17 protein-coding genes and 2 tRNA genes are annotated in these 13,482 nt (G+C 71.0%); 13 read left to right on the top strand and 6 right to left on the bottom strand.

The window, feature by feature from the left end; translation table 11 throughout:
* Positions 1–62: 62 nt before the first annotated feature.
* From AB0D48_RS01025 to AB0D48_RS01010, 4 genes are all read left to right on the top strand, one after another.
* Positions 63–608 carry a DUF3566 domain-containing protein gene (locus AB0D48_RS01025; RefSeq protein ID WP_362389466.1) on the top strand — a complete coding sequence of 182 codons (546 nt, stop codon included), beginning with the start codon at positions 63–65 and terminating at the stop codon, positions 606–608.
* A gap of 105 nt (positions 609–713) precedes the next feature.
* Positions 714–787: transfer RNA gene (locus AB0D48_RS01020), tRNA-Ile, on the top strand.
* A 145-nt stretch (positions 788–932) separates the two neighbouring features.
* Positions 933–1,067 (top strand): DLW-39 family protein, encoded by a 135-nt coding sequence (locus AB0D48_RS01015; RefSeq protein ID WP_208809277.1) that lies wholly within the window; start codon positions 933–935, stop codon positions 1,065–1,067.
* Positions 1,068–1,189: 122 nt separating this feature from the next.
* The gene (locus AB0D48_RS01010) at positions 1,190–2,515 is read left to right on the top strand and encodes a hypothetical protein (RefSeq protein WP_362389766.1); all 1,326 of its coding nucleotides are present in this window, start codon (positions 1,190–1,192) and stop codon (positions 2,513–2,515) included.
* Here the strand turns inward: AB0D48_RS01010 and AB0D48_RS01005 are convergent.
* Complete coding sequence (locus tag AB0D48_RS01005; protein ID WP_362389465.1) at positions 2,502–3,827, bottom strand: serine/threonine-protein kinase; 1,326 nt, start codon at positions 3,825–3,827, stop codon at positions 2,502–2,504. The genes AB0D48_RS01010 and AB0D48_RS01005 overlap by 14 nt on opposite strands.
* Before the next feature lie 44 nt (positions 3,828–3,871).
* Positions 3,872–4,420 (bottom strand): transcriptional regulator, encoded by a 549-nt coding sequence (locus AB0D48_RS01000; RefSeq protein WP_030153152.1) that lies wholly within the window; start codon positions 4,418–4,420, stop codon positions 3,872–3,874.
* Positions 4,421–4,581: 161 nt separating this feature from the next.
* Between AB0D48_RS01000 and AB0D48_RS00995 the strand changes: the two genes are divergently transcribed.
* Positions 4,582–4,654 (top strand) — tRNA-Ala (locus AB0D48_RS00995).
* Positions 4,655–4,759: 105 nt separating this feature from the next.
* Here the strand turns inward: AB0D48_RS00995 and AB0D48_RS00990 are convergent.
* Complete coding sequence (locus AB0D48_RS00990) at positions 4,760–5,284, bottom strand: GNAT family N-acetyltransferase (RefSeq protein ID WP_362389464.1); 525 nt, start codon at positions 5,282–5,284, stop codon at positions 4,760–4,762.
* A 38-nt stretch (positions 5,285–5,322) separates the two neighbouring features.
* Positions 5,323–6,732, bottom strand: coding sequence for an MFS transporter (locus AB0D48_RS00985; protein WP_362389764.1), 1,410 nt, complete (start codon positions 6,730–6,732; stop codon positions 5,323–5,325).
* A 247-nt stretch (positions 6,733–6,979) separates the two neighbouring features.
* Between AB0D48_RS00985 and AB0D48_RS00980 the strand changes: the two genes are divergently transcribed.
* Together AB0D48_RS00980 and AB0D48_RS00975 are read left to right on the top strand one after the other, a co-directional pair.
* Positions 6,980–7,459: a MarR family winged helix-turn-helix transcriptional regulator gene (locus AB0D48_RS00980; RefSeq protein ID WP_362389463.1), complete on the top strand. Its 480-nt coding sequence runs from the start codon at positions 6,980–6,982 to the stop codon at positions 7,457–7,459.
* 124 nt (positions 7,460–7,583) lie between these two features.
* Entirely contained in the window at positions 7,584–8,120 is a 537-nt protein-coding gene (locus tag AB0D48_RS00975) for a LysM domain-containing protein (RefSeq protein WP_362389462.1), read from the top strand.
* A 75-nt stretch (positions 8,121–8,195) separates the two neighbouring features.
* On the opposite strand, the gene AB0D48_RS00970 is transcribed toward AB0D48_RS00975, so the two are convergent.
* The gene (locus tag AB0D48_RS00970; protein ID WP_362389762.1) at positions 8,196–8,906 is read right to left on the bottom strand and encodes a DUF5324 family protein; all 711 of its coding nucleotides are present in this window, start codon (positions 8,904–8,906) and stop codon (positions 8,196–8,198) included.
* Positions 8,907–9,081: 175 nt separating this feature from the next.
* Here AB0D48_RS00970 and AB0D48_RS00965 point away from each other — a divergent pair, with 175 nt between their 5' ends.
* Entirely contained in the window at positions 9,082–9,609 is a 528-nt protein-coding gene (locus AB0D48_RS00965) for a peptidylprolyl isomerase (protein ID WP_362389461.1), read from the top strand.
* Positions 9,610–9,717: 108 nt separating this feature from the next.
* Positions 9,718–10,593 (top strand): rhomboid family intramembrane serine protease, encoded by an 876-nt coding sequence (locus AB0D48_RS00960; protein ID WP_362389460.1) that lies wholly within the window; start codon positions 9,718–9,720, stop codon positions 10,591–10,593.
* Between the two features lie 115 nt (positions 10,594–10,708).
* On the opposite strand, the gene crgA is transcribed toward AB0D48_RS00960, so the two are convergent.
* Positions 10,709–10,963, bottom strand: a complete 255-nt coding sequence (gene crgA / locus AB0D48_RS00955; protein WP_362389459.1) for a cell division protein CrgA — start codon at positions 10,961–10,963, stop codon at positions 10,709–10,711.
* A 91-nt stretch (positions 10,964–11,054) separates the two neighbouring features.
* Here crgA and AB0D48_RS00950 point away from each other — a divergent pair, with 91 nt between their 5' ends.
* The 4 genes from AB0D48_RS00950 to AB0D48_RS00935 all read left to right on the top strand — a co-directional run bounded on the left by AB0D48_RS00950 (position 11,055) and on the right by AB0D48_RS00935 (position 13,464).
* Positions 11,055–11,843, top strand: a complete 789-nt coding sequence (locus tag AB0D48_RS00950) for a DUF881 domain-containing protein (protein WP_362389458.1) — start codon at positions 11,055–11,057, stop codon at positions 11,841–11,843.
* Entirely contained in the window at positions 11,800–12,573 is a 774-nt protein-coding gene (locus AB0D48_RS00945; RefSeq protein ID WP_362389457.1) for a class E sortase, read from the top strand. Before AB0D48_RS00950 ends, AB0D48_RS00945 begins: the two co-directional genes overlap by 44 nt.
* A gap of 79 nt (positions 12,574–12,652) precedes the next feature.
* Entirely contained in the window at positions 12,653–12,829 is a 177-nt protein-coding gene (locus tag AB0D48_RS00940) for a hypothetical protein (protein WP_030011120.1), read from the top strand.
* Positions 12,826–13,464, top strand: coding sequence for an aminodeoxychorismate/anthranilate synthase component II (locus AB0D48_RS00935; RefSeq protein ID WP_362389456.1), 639 nt, complete (start codon positions 12,826–12,828; stop codon positions 13,462–13,464). Before AB0D48_RS00940 ends, AB0D48_RS00935 begins: the two co-directional genes overlap by 4 nt.
* The last annotated feature ends 18 nt before the right edge of the window (positions 13,465–13,482 follow it).

Raw genomic sequence — 13,482 nt, 5'->3', positions numbered from 1 at the left:
GACCGGCCGAGACTGGAGCGAATGGTGCCCGTGGCCCCGCCACGGACTCCCAGGGGGGGACTGTGACGGACACCCGAGGACCGCAGCCGCAGACCGGTGCGGAAGCCGGTCAGGAGCGGCCCGCGCAGCCCTACCACCCGCCGCAGGCCTACTCGGCGCCCTCGGGCCCGGGGGCGCCCCGCGGTGGGGCGGGCGGCGCGCAGCGCAAGCCGCGTACGGGGGCCCGGATGACGCCCAGGACGCGCAAGGCGCGGCTGCGGGTGGCCAAGGCCGACCCGTGGTCGGTGATGAAGGTCAGCTTCCTGCTGTCGATCGCGCTGGGCATCTGCACGATCGTGGCGGCGGTGGTGCTGTGGATGGTCATGGACGCCATGGGTGTCTTCTCGACCGTCGGCGGCACGATCAGCGAGGCGACCGGCTCGAACGAGAGCAACGGTTTCGACCTCCAGTCGTTCCTGTCGCTGCCGCGCGTTCTGATCTTCACGTCGGTGATCGCGGTCATCGACGTGGTGCTGGCGACGGCTCTGGCGACGCTCGGCGCGTTCATCTACAACCTGTCGGCGGGCTTCGTCGGCGGTGTGGAGCTGACGCTCGCCGAGGACGAGTGACCTGCGCAGATGTTCGCAGGGATGTCCGCAGGGGCTTCGCCCCGGGCGATTTTGGCGCTCCCGGGTCTGTGCGCTAACCTTCAGGAGTCAGCGCGCAGCGCGGATGGGGCTATAGCTCAGTTGGTTAGAGCGCATCCCTGATAAGGATGAGGCCACAGGTTCAAATCCTGTTAGCCCCACAGTGTCGAAGACCCCCAGGCCCAAGGCCTGGGGGTCTTTGTCGTTGGGTCAGTTGGTGGACCGCCAGGTCACCGATCGGTATCGGTCGGTGTGTATTGTTGGGCGCCAGAAGTCCCCTACGTCAACGAAAGACGAGGTCGCGCGGTGAAGAAGCTGCTCCTGGTCGCACTGGCCGCCATCGGCGGGCTCCTCGTGTACCGCCAGATCCAGGCGGACCGCGCCGAGCAGGACCTGTGGACGGAGGCAACTGACTCCGTGCCCTCTGGTTCCGGTGTGTGAGACCGAAAGCTGATCTCATGAAGCCCCGGCTGCCGCTGCGGCCGGGGCTTTGTGCTGTTCTGTGACAAAAAGTTACGTTATGCAAAGATTTGGCTTGCGCTAGCAAAGTCGGGGTGGGCGTGATGGGTCGGGTACGGGCGGCGGTGCGGGCGGGAGCCACGGTGGGGGCGGCGGCCCTGGTCATGGCGGCGGGCGTGCCGGGTGCCGCCCGCGCGGCGGGGACGGCGCCGCCGCCGGCCCCCAGCTACCGCGCGGCGGACGGCGCGAAGGCGGTCGAGGGCAAACCCTCCACCGCGGACGCCCCGCTCCTGGAGGCCGGGAGCATCTACAAGGACACGCTCGCCCCCGGAGAACGCGTCTACCGGCTCGTCCTGGAGAAGGACGAGTCCAACGTGTACGTCTCCGCCGTGGTCCGGCCCGCACCGGGCGCCAAGGTCTCCTCCAGCGACGGCATCGAGGTCGAGATCATGACCACGGCCGGGCGCTCCTGCCCCGCCGGCACCGGACGTGCGAGCTTCGGCTACGACTCCGCCCCCATCGGCGCAGCCGGCGTCCGGTGGGGGGCCGAGGACGAGGACTGCGCGCCGGCCGGCGTCTACTACGCCAAGGTCACCCGTACCTCGGCCAAGGCCTCGGACCAGAGCCCCTGGCCGCTCGAACTCCGGGTCCAGCGGGAACCCGGCCGCGGCGCCGGCGTCCCCACCACCGCGCCCAGCACCTGGCCCTCGGGGGCCCCGTCCCTGCCCGGCAGCGAGGCGGTGGCCCGTACCGGTGGGACCGGCTTCAACGACGCCCGCGCGCTGGGCGCGGGGGTGTGGCGCGACGAGATGCGGCCCGGGCAGACCCGCTACTACCGGGTTCCGCTGGACTGGGGGCAGCAGCTGGGCCTCAGCGCCGAACTCGCCGCCGCCAAGATGACCAAGCCGTACGGATCCGCCTCGGGCGGGCTCACCGTCTCCCTCTACACCCCTTACCGGAGCCTCGTCTCCGACAAGGACACCTCGTACGACGGCAAGCAGGCCGGGATCACCCTGGAGAAGACCCCTCCCGTCGCCTACGAGAACCGCTTCTCCAGCGACCGGGCGGTTCAGCCCGTGAGCATCGCGGGCTGGTACTACGTCGCCGTGACCATGGGCGGGAAGGTCGCCGAGTTCACCGAGGACGCGACCCCCGTGCCGCTGACCCTGCGCACGGAGCTCAGCGGCACCCCCGCCAACGCACCCGCGTACAAGGAGGGTCTGGCCGCGGGCGGATTCGGGGTCGGGGCCGAGGACCGGGCCGCAGCCAGGGACGGGCTCACCGCCCCGGAGGCCGCCGACGCCGCGGAGAAGGGCTCCGTGATGCGGGTGGTGGCCGGCGCCGGATTCGGCACCGGGACGCTGCTGCTGCTCGTACTGGGCGGCTGGATCCTGCTGGCGCGCAGGGGCGGCGGCGCTACAGCTGGGTGAGGGCCCAGACGCCGACGGCGAAGCAGAGCAGCGCCGCGGCGAGGATGCCGGCCGTCACCTTCCCCGGCGGCGGGGCGATCCCGCCGGCGCGGGCGGGCGGCGCGGGCGAGGTGCGCGGCGCGGGCTGCGCGGGCGGCGGGAGGTGGAAACTCCCGGTCTGCGAGGGACCCCCGTACCCGGCGGACACGGCGACCGTCTGGACGGTGCCCCGGGGATCGGTGCGGGCGGCCTCGGCCACGGTGGCCTCCGCCACGGTGGCCGGGGTCGCGGTGGCCGGGGTCGCGGGGGCCGGGGTCGCGTACGGGGTCGCGTACGGGCCCGGGGTCGCGTACGGGTTCGGTGTAGGAGTCGGGCTGGGGCTCGGGGTCTGAGGCCCGTTCGGCGGCGGCACCATGGCGGCCGTGGGCCCGTCCGGGGTCACCGCCGCTGTCGTCTCCGGCCCCTGTGGGCCGAAACCGGCGGGGAGCGGGCCCAGTTGGTCGAACACCTCCACCGGATCCCCGCCCGGCGCGGCCGGCGGAAGGAGCTCCACGGCCTCGGCAAGGGCCTTGCGTGCCCCTGTGGCCGTCTTGAACCGGCTGTGGGGGTCCGGCTGCAGCAGACTGGCGATGACGTCCCAGAGGGGCGCGGGGACGCCTTCCGGGGCGCCGGGGGTGCCATGGGCGAGGAAGTGCTCCACCAGGCCCTGGGAGTCGGGCTTGCGCCCTTGGAGCAGGTACAGGGCCACCAGCCCGACGGCGAAGAGGTCGGCGGGGAAGTCGGGCTCGGCGCCCAGCAGTTGCTCGGGGGCGAAGTAACCCGGGGTGCCGACGACGTAGTTCGTCTCGGTCAGCCGGGGCTCGCCCTTGCGCATGGAGATGCCGAAGTCGGACAGGCGCAGGTGCGGCCGCCCGGTTCCGGTGGCCTCCATCAGGATGTTGGCCGGTTTGATGTCGCGGTGCACGACACCCTCCGCGTGCACCGCCGCCAGCCCCGACAGGAGCTGGTCGAGCAGGGTGCACACGAACCGGGGCGGGAGGGGACCGTAGTCCCCGATGACGTGGCCCAGGGAGCCGCCGCTGACCAGGTCCATCGTGAAGAGGACCTGGTCGTCGTCGGCCGCCCAGCTCGCGGGGGCCAGCACGTGCGGGTGATCGATCCGCAGAGCCTGCTCCCGTACGAACCTCAGGAGCGTGTGGGCGTCGCTCTGCAGGAGGACCTTCGCGGCCACGTAGCGGCGGCGCCGGTGGTCCCAGGCGCGCCACACGGCGCCCGCGCCACCGCGCCCGATCGGATCGATCAGTTCGTACCGACCGGCGAAAACCTCACCCATCGCTGTGCCCGTCCCCCGTCACCCGTAAGCCGTCGTCTCGCTCGTCAGTTCTGGTGGGCCTCGTAGTGGGCGACCGCGTCGGCGGTGCGGCCCGCGCCGTAGACCCGGAGGAACTCTGCCAGTTCCGGGTGGCTGGGGGCGAGGCTGTCCGCCGCGTCGATGATGTCGCCGGCCGCGGAGACCGAACGCAGCAGCGACTGGATCTCACGGACGACGCGCTTGACGGTGGGCGCGCCCGAACCGGTGGTGGTCTGACCGCTGTTGCTGAGGACGGAGCCCCCCTGGGTCTTCTTGATCTCGTCCATCCGGTCGGTGGCCTCCGCCGCACTGACGCTCCCGTCGGCCACCTGGCCGGCGAGATCCTGGAGCGCCTGGACACGCTGCACCACGGCAGGGTTCCCGATCTTGGCGCGCTGGCCGCTCATCAGCTGGGACAGCATGGGCGCCGACAGTCCGAGGACGGCAGCGAGGCGGGCCTGGTTCAAGCCGAGGTCATCTATGAGCCGGCGGAAGAGCGCTCCCAGCGGCTCCCCGTACCAACTGCGCTGAAGCTCTCTGGCTCTGGCCGTGGCCTCTTGCTGTACTGCGTCCACTCTTACTACTCCCCTTCGCTGGTGCGAACCTCGCGAGCATCTTACGGAGAGTGGTCGCAGGGCGGGAGTCCCTATCATTTTGCGAGATGAGGGGGTACACCCGGTACTCTGTTCTGCGGAACACCCGCTCCCCGCACAGGGAGAGGAGTGTGCCGACCCCTGGGGCCTTAGCTCAGTTGGTAGAGCGCTGCCTTTGCAAGGCAGATGTCAGGAGTTCGAATCTCCTAGGCTCCACAAGCGAGACCCTCCTTGAACTGCGGAAACGCGGTCAAGGAGGGTCTTTTTCGCGTCCGGGGAGCGCGGCGGGGGTGACCCCGGCCGGACGGGCCCAGGGGGCTTCTAGAGGTCGATCCAGTAGCGGCACTTGGGGCCGATCAGCGTCTCGCGGACGTCTTCCAGGACACCACCGCCGCGCTCGATCGTGCGCACCGATGCGCTGTTGTCCGGGTCGCAGGTCAGCAGGACCCGGTCCATGCCCATCACCCGCGCTTCGTGGAGCACCGATTCCAGCGCCCAGCCGGCCAGCCCGCGTCGCCGCTCCGAGGGGCGCACGCTGTAGCCGATGTGGCCGCCCGCGTCGAGGAGGAAGGCGTTCAGGTGGTGGCGCAGGTCGATGGCGCCGAGGTAGGTGTCGTCCTCGGCGATCCACCAGTACGTGGCGTGGACCCTGCCCTGCTCGACCGGCACCGTACGGTCCGCATACCCGTGCAGTCGCTCCACCCAGGCCGCGAAACCCCCGGGGCTCTCGACGTCGTCGTCGGAGCCGAGGCCCGCACCGTCCATGTGGGCGTCGAGGCCCCATTCCTCGCGGGCGGCCAGCCAGGAGGAGTGCAGGCGGGCGGTGGGCCGTATCAGCTCGGGCATGTTCCGGACGCTATCAGCCGGGCCGGAGCGGGCCGGGGTCAGCGGGCGCCCGGTGTTTCACGTGAAACATCACGGCGCAGCAGGGTCGCGGCCGCGGTGATCGCTGCCAGCAGGAGGGCGGCGCCGATGGCGAAGGCCAGGTGGTAGCCGCTGGTGAGGGCCTCGGCCGGGGTGCTGCCCGAGCTTGCCGAGGACTCCGTGCGTGAGGCGGCCAGAGTGGACAGCACGGCCACACCGAGGGCCATGCCGATCTGCTGGGTGGTGTTGAACAGCCCCGAGGCCAGTCCCGCGTCGCGGTCGTCGGCGCCGGACATGCCCAGAGTGGTGAGAGCCGGCAGGGCCAGGCCGAAGCCGGCGGCCAGCAGCATCACGGGCAGCAGGTCGGTGACGTAGTCGGCGTGCACGGGCAGCCGGGTCAGCAGCCCCAGGGCCAGGACGAGCAGGGCAAGACCGGCCAGCAGCACGTTCCGCTCCCCGAACCGGGCGTTCAGCCGGGCCGAGACGCCCAGGGAGACCGCGCCGATGACCAGGGCGGCGGGAAGCATCGCGAGGCCGGTCGCCGCGGCCCCGTAGCCCAGGACCTTCTGCAGGTAGAGGGCGACCAGGATCTGGAAGGAGAACAGCGCGGCCACCATCAGCATCTGCACCAGGTTGGCGCCGACGACGATGCGGGAGTGGAAGATCCGCAAGGGCACCAGCGGAGTACGGGCCTTCGCCTGGCGCAGGGTGAAGGCGGCGAGCAGGACCAGGGAGAGGGCCCCGAGGCCGAGGGTGTGCGCGGAGGTCCAGCCGTACCGCTCCACCTTGACCACGGCGTAAATGCCGGTCATCAGCCCGGCGGTGACCAGGACGGCGCCGAGTACGTCGGCACCCGCGCGCCGTCCCAGCCCCCGGTCGGAAGGGAGCGCGGGCAGGGCCAGCAGCAGGGCGGCGAGCCCGACGGGCAGGTTGATGAAGAAGATCCAGTGCCAGTCGAGGGCGTCGGTGAGGACCCCGCCGAGCACCTGGCCCAGGGAGGCGCCGGCCGCACCGGTGAAGGAGAACACGGCGATGGCTCTGGCGCGTTCACGGGGTTCGGTGAACAGGGTGATCAGGATGCCGAGGCCGACGGCGGAGGCCATCGCGCCGCCGACTCCCTGCAGGAAGCGCGCGGCTATCAGCACCGCGGGGGAGGCGGCGAAGCCGGCGAGCACCGAGGCGCCGGTGAAGACGGCGGTCCCGGCCAGGAACAGCCGTTTGCGGCCGATCAGGTCGCCGAGACGTCCGGCGAGGAGCAGCAGGCTGCCGAAGGCGATCAGGTACGCGTTGACGACCCAGCTGAGACCCGCGGGGGAGAAGCCCAGGTCGTGCTGGATGGCGGGCATCGCCACGGTGACGATGCTGCCGTCGAGGACCGTCATCAGCATCCCCGTGGAGAGCACCGTGAGCGCGGTCCACGGGGAGCGCAGTCCACGCGGGGCGCCATCGGTCTGAGCGGCAGGCGCGGTGGAAGCGGGAGGCGCCGTGGAAACAGCAGGCGCGGTGGAAGCGGTGGGCGCGGAGGAAGCGGTGGGCGCGGAGGCCCCGGACGGGGCGGAGGCGGACGTGGAAGCGGCAGGCATCGGTCTCTCCAGTCAGTGAGGGCGACTAGTGAGACCGTAACAGATAGTTTCGTTGCAGACTATTTTCTTCGGATCGAATTGTTACTGTGGATCCATGACTGCCATGGCCCCCACCCGGACCGCGCCCGACCTCTCCTTCCTCCTGGACCACACCAGCCACGTGCTGCGCACCCGCATGGCGGCCGCCCTCGGCGAGATCGGCCTCACCCCGCGCATGCACTGCGTCCTCGTCCACGCCCTGGAGGAGGAGCGCACCCAGATCCAGCTCGCCGAGATCGGCGACATGGACAAGACGACGATGGTCGTCACCGTGGACGCCCTGGAGCAGGCCGGACTGGCCGAGCGCCGCCCCTCCACCAAGGACCGCCGGGCCCGGATCATCGCCGTCACCGAGAAGGGGGCGGCCGTCGCCGTGGACAGCCAGCGGATCGTCGACCAGGTCCACGCGGACGCCGTGGCCTCCCTCACCGACACCGACCGCACCGCCCTGCTGCGCGCCCTCGGCGTCCTCGTCGAGGGCGACCTGGCGACCCCCTCCGACAGCCCCCGCCCGGCGCGCCGCGCCCGCCAGTGACCGGCGCACCCGCCGCGCCCGGGTACCCCGGACGGCCCCGTCACAGGGCCGTCGGGCGCCCGGTGGCCGACAGTGGGGAAGGCACCGCGCCCAAGGGGGACCACCACGCCGGAGGCGTACACACATGGGACTCTTCGACTTCCTGAAGTCCGACAAGAAGAAGGCACACGAGGCCGCCGAGAAGGCGAACGAGCAGGTCCAGCACCAGGCTTCCGCGTCGGCGGTACCTCCCACGAGCCAGGCGGCCGACGCGGCCTCGGCCACCCGCGCGGCCGCCGATCGCATGGCGGCCGCCGCGCCGCCCAAGCCCGCGGCCCCGACCCCGGCCTCGGCCGCGCACAAGGCCGTTCCCGTCGCCCCCAAGCCCGCCCCGATGCCGCCGCCCAAGCCCGCTTCGGCCGCCACCACGCCCGGCGCCCCGCACACCCCGACCCCCACGTCGGCCGCGCACAAGGCCGTTCCCGCGGCCCCCAAGCCGGCGCCCACGGCGGGGAAACAGCGCACCTACACCGTCAAGCCGGGCGACTCGCTCTCCGCGATCGCCCGCCGCGAGCTGGGCAACGAGGGACGCTGGCGCGAGCTCTACGCCATGAACAAGGGCGTCGTCGGCCCCAACCCCGACCTCATCCGCCCGGGCATGGTCCTGACCCTGCCCGGCTGACCTGCCGGACAGTCAGCCGAAGGGGCCCGGATCCACCAGGATCCGGGCCCCTTCGCCGTACCTCGCCAGCCGGGGTCAGAGCTGCGTGTCCCCCGCAGCCGGCCCCGAACCCGCCTCGCGCTCCTTCGCCGCCAGCTCGTCGTCGAAGCTCGCCGCCCCGGCGTCGGCCGCCGGCACCTCCGTGGCCGCCGGCGGCTCGACGAGCCAGTCCGGGTTCGACTGCTGGTCCCACCACTTCCACGCCGCGAACGCGGCGCCCGCCAGTACGGCGGTCAGCGCGACACCGCGCAGCACCCGCCCCCTGCGCGCCCGCCGCTCATGGCGCCGCACCAGGCGCTGCACTTCCTTGGACGACACCTGACCGCGCAGCGCGGCAAGTGCCGCCAGCGACGCCGCCGTCGACCGCGAGGCGGCCTCCTCGGCCACCGGAGTGGCGGCGGCGATCGCGCTCTCGATCCTCGGCTGGGTGTAGTCGGCCGCCTGCCGCGCCACCAAGCGCGTCTGCTTCACGGCCTTCGTTGCCGCCCGGTCGACGTTCGGCGGCACATGGGCGCGCGCCGACTTGATCCGGGGATGCACGTGGCAGTCGTACGTCGTACGCGCCTGTCGCGCGGCCTCGTTGGCCGCCTGCGACACCATCGGCGCCAGCCGCTCATTCGCCTCCTGTACGTAGTGCACGGCGGCATCCTTGGCGGTTCCTGCGTACGGCGCCACCACTTCCGCCGCGTGCCGCACACTCTCCCTGGCGTTCTCGGCTGCCAGGCGCACGCTGTCCTTGCGGGTCACGGGATCCTCCTCCTCGGTGGCGGACACAGTTCACCTTTCCACCCTTTGTCGGATCATGCCTGCCTTACCGTCGCCCGGCATGCGTGACAGGGCATACGGGTGGACGATTTCTGTGCCGCGCTGCGCTGCGTGCGACCATCTGGACCGACAGTGATGACTAAGGAAGGCAGACCACGTGGCCGAGAAGCTCTACGCCACCCTGAAGACCAACCGCGGCGACATCGTGATCGAGCTGCTGGAGAACTTCGCCCCGAAGACGGTCCGGAACTTCGTGGAGCTCGCCACGGGCGCCCGTGAGTGGACCCGCCCCACCGACGGCCAGAAGACCACGGACCCGCTCTACGACGGCACCGTCTTCCACCGTGTCATCAGCGGTTTCATGATCCAGGGCGGCGACCCGCTGGGCAACGGCACCGGGGGCCCGGGCTACCAGTTCGCCGACGAGTTCCACCCCGACCTGGCCTTCACCAAGCCCTACCTGCTGGCCATGGCCAACGCGGGCCCCGGCACCAACGGTTCGCAGTTCTTCATCACCGTCGCGCCCACCGCCTGGCTGACCCGCAAGCACACCATCTTCGGCGAGGTCACCGACCCGGCCAGCCAGAAGATCGTGGACGCCATCGCCTCCAGCACCACCAACCCGCGCACCGAGCGCCCGGTGGACGACGTGATCATCCAGTCGGTCGTCATCGAGAAGCGCTGACACCGGGAACCTTTGGGCCCCGCCCGTCCGTCCTGCATGCGTACGAAGTGTGGGGCCGTACCGGACCGGCGGGGCGTGCCCGCGCCTCGCCGCCGATCGAGGGAACCGATGGACACCGACCGTCTGCCCGGCTGCTACCGCCACCCGGACCGCGACACGGGGATCAGCTGCACCCGCTGCGAGCGCCCCATCTGCCCCGAGTGCATGATCAGCGCCTCGGTGGGCTTCCAGTGCCCCGAATGCGTCCGGGAGGGCTCCGGAACCGGCCACCGGACGACCGCGAACGCGCCGCGCAACATCGCCGGCGGGGTGGTCGCCGCCGATCCGCACCTGGTCACCAAGAGCCTGATCGGCATCAATGCCGCCGTGTTCCTCGCGGGTCTGGTGGCTCCGGCGGTCGTGGTCCAGCTGGAGCTGATCGGCCGGTACGTGGAATTCTTCGGATCCCCCGTCGAAGGGGTTTCCACCGGCCAGTACCACCGCCTGCTGACCTCGGTGTTCCTGCACGTCGAGTGGTGGCACATCATCGGCAACATGATCGGCCTGTGGGTGATCGGCGGCCCGCTGGAAGCGGCACTGGGCCGGTCCCGCTATCTCGCCGTCTACCTGCTGTCGGGCCTCGGCGGCAGCGCCCTCGTCTATCTGCTGACCGAGCCGAACACCCCGACCCTCGGCGCCTCGGGCGCGGTCTTCGGGCTGCTCGGCGCCACCGTGGTCCTCGCCCGCCGGCTGCGCTACGAGATGCGGCCGGTGATCATCATGGTCGTGCTGATGCTGGTGCTGACCTTCGTGCCGATCGGCGGCAGCCTCACCGTGTCCTGGCAGGCGCACGTGGGAGGGCTGGTCACCGGCGCCCTGGTGGGTCTGGGCCTGCTCCGGCCCGCTGCCGGCAGGAATCGCACACTCATCCAGTGGGGGACGTGCGTGGTCGTGTTCCTGCTGGTGGCAGCGGTGATCCTGATCCGGACCGCGGAACTCACCTGATCACACCGGCGTCAACTCTCCACAGAGTTATCCACAGATCTTCTGTCTTTTCCTCAGGTGTGGATGACGCTGTGGATAACTCATGGGGAGAGCTTCCCTCAGCGGGCGCTTGGTGCTACTTCCACTGCGTGGAGACGCCGAATCCCGCCGCGATGAATCCGAAACCGACCACAATGTTCCAATTGTGCAGCGCCTCGATCGGCAGCTGGGTCTCGGTCACGTAGAAGACCACGATCCACGCGAGTCCGATCAGGAAGAGTGCCAGCATCACCGGAGCGACCCAGCTGCGGTTCGTCAGCCTGATGGACTGCGGCGTCCGCGTGGGCGGAGGCGTGTAGTCGTCCTTCTTGCGGATACGTGACTTCGGCACGAGGGGCTCTCCTGTCGATGCGCTGGGGACCTTGCCTGCCCCGGGCGTCCGTTAGCGTAGTGGACCTGTGGCGTTGAAGGAGAAGGGTACGTTGAGCAATTCCGACGACTCCTCCGCGGGTCCCCGCCGCCGGGCCAGACCGGTCCGGCTGCTGACGGCCGCCGTCTTCGCCCTCGCCGGGCTGCTCTTCGTCACCAGTTTCAACACCTCCAAGGGTACGAACATCCGGACGGACGCCTCGCTCCTCAAGCTGTCGGACCTCATCGAGGAACGCAGTCAGAGCAATGGCGAGCTGGAGGAGAGCCTCGGGCCGGTACGCCGGCGGGTGGACGCCCTCGCCGAGCGCGACGACGGCAGCACCAAGGCCGAGGACGCCAAGCTGGCGGCTCTGCGCGCGGCGTCGGGCACCGAGGAGCTGTCCGGCAAGGGCCTGACGGTCACCCTCAACGACGCCCCGCCGAACGCCACCGCCCGCATCCCGAACGTTCCCGAGCCGCAGCCCAACGACCTGGTGATCCACCAGCAGGACCTCCAGGCGGTGGTGAACGCCCTCTGGCAGGGCGGAGCCCAGGGGATCCAGGTCATGGACCAGCGGCTGATCTCCACCAGCGCGGTCCGCTGCGTCGGCAACACCCTGATCCTCCAGGGCCGGGTGTACTCGCCGCCGTACAAGATCTCGGCGGTCGGCGACCCGGGCGCGCTGCGCAAGGCCCTCGCCGCCTCCCCGGCCCTGCAGAACTACCAGCTGTACGTGAACGCGTACGGACTCGGCTGGAAAGTGGACGAGCACAAGGCGCTGACACTTCCCGGCTACTCCGGCACAGTGGACCTCCACTATGCGAAGCCGCTGGCCCCTTCCTCGGAGACGAGTTCGCCCTGACGCCGTACTCCGCGTGGTGGTACGGACGTTCAGCGAGGTGTGCCTGACGGCGGGCACGGTCATCGTGCTGTTCGTGGCCTACGTCCTGCTGTGGACCGGGGTCAAGGCCGACCGGGCCATGGACGGCGAGATGGCCCGGCTGCGCGACCACTGGGCGGCGGCGCCGGCGGCCGCCCCCGCCCCCGCGCCCGCCCCGGCCACCGCTCCCGCGGACGCGCCGGCGCAGGAATCGTCCCGGCCCACGGCACCGGAGGGCTATCCGGCCGGCCGGGCCTTCGCCGAGATGTACGTCCCCCGCTTCGGCCCGGACTGGAACAAGCCCGTACTGGAGGGCACGGGCACCGAGCTGCTCAAGAAGGGCCTCGGCCACTACGCCGGCACAGCCCCGCTCGGCGCCACCGGCAACTTCTCGGTGGCGGGTCACAGGCGCACCTACGGAGACCCCTTCAAGGACTTCCCCGAACTGCGCCCGGGGGACGCCGTGATCCTCAAGGACGCCACGACCTGGTACACGTACACGGTGCGCGGCGGGCCGCTGCGCACGCTACCGACGGAGGTCGGGGTGGTCGACCCGGTGCCCCGGAAATCGCCGTTCACGACGCCCGGCCGGTATCTGACGCTGACGACCTGCGACCCCGAGTGGGGCCACAGCCACCGGCTGGTCGTGTGGGCGGAGCTGACCGGCACGCGCCTCGTGGGGCAGGGCAGGCCGGAGGGTTTGCGCAGCTGACCCACCCGGCCGGGCCGCTGCCTTTAGTCTGTTCGCGTACCGCCCCTGCGGTGCGTGGAGCGAGAGGGATGCGGACGGAATGTACGGCTGGATCTGGCGGCATCTGCCGGGCAACGCGTGGGTGCGCGCGCTGATCTCACTCGTACTGGTCCTCGCGGTGGTGTTCGTGCTGTTCCAGTACGTCTTCCCGTGGGCCGAGCCGCTCCTTCCGTTCAACGATGTAACGGTGGACGAGGGATCAGGAGCCACTCCGTGAGCGCGCGCATTCTGGTTGTAGACAACTACGACAGCTTTGTCTTCAACCTGGTCCAGTACCTCTACCAGCTCGGCGCCGAATGCGAGGTGCTGCGCAACGACGAGGTCGAACTCACGCACGCGCAGGACGGCTTCGACGGCGTGCTGCTCTCCCCCGGGCCGGGGACGCCCGAGGAGGCGGGGGTCTGCGTCGACATGGTCCGTCACTGTGCGCAGACGGGAGTCCCGGTCTTCGGTGTGTGTCTGGGCATGCAGTCGATGGCGGTGGCGTACGGAGGGGTCGTGGACCGGGCTCCGGAGCTGCTGCACGGCAAGACCTCGCCGGTGGTGCACGAGGGCTTGGGTGTCTTCGCCGGTCTGCCGTCGCCGTTCACCGCGACCCGCTACCACTCCCTCGCCGCCGAGCCGCAGACCCTGCCCGCGGAGCTGGAGGTCACGGCGCGCACCGAGGACGGGATCATCATGGGCCTGCGGCACCGGGAGCACGACGTGGAGGGTGTGCAGTTCCACCCCGAGTCGGTGCTGACGGAGTGGGGCCACCGGATGCTCGCGAACTGGCTGGTGCGGTGCGGTGACGCGGGTGCCGTGGAGCGCTCGGTGGGGCTGGCCCCGGTGGTGGGCAAGGCCGTCGCGTGACCTCGCTCGCGCCGTCCG

The organism is Streptomyces sp. NPDC048269 (genome assembly GCF_040652395.1).
In the GTDB taxonomy this organism is placed as follows: domain Bacteria; phylum Actinomycetota; class Actinomycetes; order Streptomycetales; family Streptomycetaceae; genus Streptomyces.
This window is presented reverse-complemented; position numbering and strand designations above follow the sequence as displayed.